The sequence below is a fragment of the Nitratireductor sp. ZSWI3 genome (genome assembly GCF_024655565.1).
Classification (GTDB): Bacteria; Pseudomonadota; Alphaproteobacteria; order Rhizobiales; family Rhizobiaceae; genus Nitratireductor.
Genome location: NZ_JANKOF010000186.1, coordinates 1 through 2,419, shown reverse-complemented (window position 1 = coordinate 2,419; position 2,419 = coordinate 1). Strand labels below are relative to the sequence as shown.

General features: G+C 63.9%; 1 protein-coding gene. It reads left to right on the top strand.

Features of this window, described 5'->3' with window-relative positions; translation table 11 throughout:
- Window positions 1-181 precede the first annotated feature (181 nt).
- Window positions 182-2,245: a DUF3363 domain-containing protein gene (locus NUU27_RS25545; protein WP_308220005.1), complete on the top strand. Its 2,064-nt coding sequence runs from the start codon at window positions 182-184 to the stop codon at window positions 2,243-2,245.
- Window positions 2,246-2,419 lie beyond the last annotated feature (174 nt).

Sequence of the window (2,419 nt, the reverse complement as noted above, 5' to 3'; positions counted from 1 at the left end):
CGTCGCCAATGTTCTCGAAATTATTGTTGTCTGCACACTGGTTAGGGGAGCCTCAAGCGGCACCCTGTTTTTGGAGCGCGCGAGCCGCGATTTTGCGCAAAGCTTTGGCTTTGCTGGGTTTCGACCGGCACCATGGCCGCCGATTGCCCGATTTTCCGCGATTTTGGCCGGTGGCGCATCCATGAGCACCGATGATGAAAACCGCTTCCGGCCAAAGCCCGGTCGTATCCGATCCGACACGCCCAAAGTGGGCAAGGCCAAGAGCTTTCTGACGCAGGCCAAGAAGCTCGCGCGCAAGCATAGCACCGCCCATCCCAAATATTCGCCGCGCCTTGGTTCACGCTCGGCGTCGAAGTCTGCGCCGAAGGGTGGCAAGGCTCCGCGCGCGCCCGGTGGCCCCGGCGTCCGGCGCGGCCGTGGCGCGGCCTTCGTTCGTGCGCGCACGTTGTCCGGTGGATGGCGGCACAGCGCGCCGGGCATGCGCCGCGTCGTCGTCAAGACCCGTTATGTCCAGCAGGCCGGGAAGAACGGCAAGGCCGCCGCCCATCTGCGCTATATCCAGCGTGACGGCACCTCCCGCGACGGCGAGCGCGGCCAGCTCTATTCCGCCACCGATGACCGCGCCGATGGCGGCGCCTTCCTCGATCGCGGGAAGGAGGACGAGCGCCAGTTCCGGTTCATCATATCACCGGAAGACGGCGCGGACCTGACCGACCTGACGGCCCACACCCGCGACCTCATGAGCCAGATCGAAACCGACCTTGGCACGAAGCTTGATTGGGTGGCCGTCAATCACCACAACACCGGCCATCCCCATGTGCATGTCATCGTTCGCGGCAGGGATGATCTGGGCGAGAACCTTGTAATCAACGGCGACTATCTCGCCAACGGCATCCGCGAGCGGGCGAGCGAGCTGACCACGCTGGAGCTTGGTCCCGTCACCGAGATCGAGCAGACCCGCAAGCTGTCGGCCGAAGTCGATCAGGACCGCTTCACCCGCATCGACCGCGCGATGACCGAGGAAGCCGATGAACGCTTCATCGACCTGCGACATGAACCCGACGATCCGCGTCGCCAGTTTGACCGGACGCTGCGCCTGCGCCGCCTGGGCAAGCTGGAGCGGATGGGCCTCGCCAACGAACACGCGCCGGGCGTCTGGGAGTTGAGCGAGCGGATGGAGCCGACGTTGCGCGAGCTAGGCGAGCGCGGCGACATCGTCCGCAATATGCACAAGGCGTTGAAGGCCGATGGATTGGAACGCGATCCCATGACGTTCCAGCTTCATGATGCCGCGCCCGAGACGCCAATCGTGGGCCGCGTCGTGGACAAGTATCTGACCGACGAGATGGGCGAGAACCTGACCGTGGTGGTCGACGGGATCGACGGCCGCACGCATCATGTTCCAGGCATAGACCCGGCCCGCGTCGAGGACGCCCGGATCGGTAGCGTCATCGAGATCGGCCCGGCCGACACGACGCAGCGCCCGTCTGACCGGGCCATTGCCGCCATCGCCGAGGACGGCACCTATCGGCCGAGCCGCCATCTGGAACAGGCGAAGTTCGAGGGCCGTGTTCCGGGCGGTGACTATGAGGGCTTCGTCGATGCCCATGTCCGCCGACTGGAGGCGCTGCGCCGTGCCGGGATCGTCGAGCGGATCGACGCCGACCAATGGCGTATTCCAGAAGATTTCGAGAGTCGTGCCGTCGCTTACGATGCAGGTCGGAACCGGCAGGCCAGCATCCGCGTCATCTCGACCTCCAATCTGGAAAGCCAGATCGGGTCCGATGGGGCGACCTGGCTCGATCGGCGGCTGGTATCGCCCGACGCATCGGATCTCGCTCCGGCCGGGTTCGGCGAGCAGGTGCGCTACGCCATGGATCAGCGCCGCGAGCACCACATCGAACAGGGTGACGCCACCCGATCACGGGATGGCCGCATCTTCTACCGGCGCAATCTTCTGGCCACGCTACGCGAGCGGGAGGTTGCCCATGTCGGCGCGCAGATGGCCAAGGCAAAGGAGCTGCCGTTCCGTGTGGCCGGAGACGGCGAAAGCGTGAAGGGCAAGTTCACCGGGACCGTGCAGCTATCGAGTGGCAAGTTCGCCATCGTTGAGCAAAGCCACGAGTTCACCCTTGTTCCGTGGCGGCCGGTCATCGTCCGCCAACTCGGCCGCGAGGTGATGGGCGTTGTGCAGGGCGGATCGGTGTCGTGGCGGTTGGGGCGGCAGAGAGGGTTGAGTCTGTAAAGGCACATCGGCCAGCGTCATTCTTCAAACGTGATCCCGCGCGATACATTCTTTATATTGTGAACCTAGAAAAAGAGTATTTGAAATACCGCACTCAGCTTTCCATCTTTTGATGCAAAGGAGCGTCAGATGGATTTCGATAACGGAACTATCGGCCGTCTGCCGGATGCCATC